At 69.0% G+C, this 248-nt stretch carries 1 protein-coding gene; it reads right to left on the bottom strand.

Annotation, left to right across the window (positions count from 1 at the left end; translation table 11 throughout):
* The coding region (locus tag ACLQ2V_RS28160) for a beta-ketoacyl synthase N-terminal-like domain-containing protein (protein WP_425721745.1) at nucleotides 1–248 on the bottom strand (248 nt) is incomplete at both ends.

Here is a 248-nt window from a genome sequence, read left to right as displayed (position 1 = left end):
ACAGCCACCAACGACGACGAACACGCGGTGTCGACCGTCACCGCCGGACCCTCAAGACCTAAGGTGTACGAGATCCGGCCCGACGCCACGCTCATCGTGTTGCCGGTGAGCAGGTGCCCCTCGTAGGCGGGCGCGCCACCGCGCCCGGGGGCGTATCCCTGGGCTATCGCACCGACGAAAACGCCTGTGGAACTGCCCCGCAGAGCCGCCGGATCGAACCCGGCACGCTCCACCGCCTCCCACGACAA

It is taken from the genome of Micromonospora sp. DT233 (genome assembly GCF_049841815.1).
Lineage (GTDB): Bacteria > Actinomycetota > Actinomycetes > Mycobacteriales > Micromonosporaceae > Micromonospora.
This window is presented reverse-complemented; position numbering and strand designations above follow the sequence as displayed.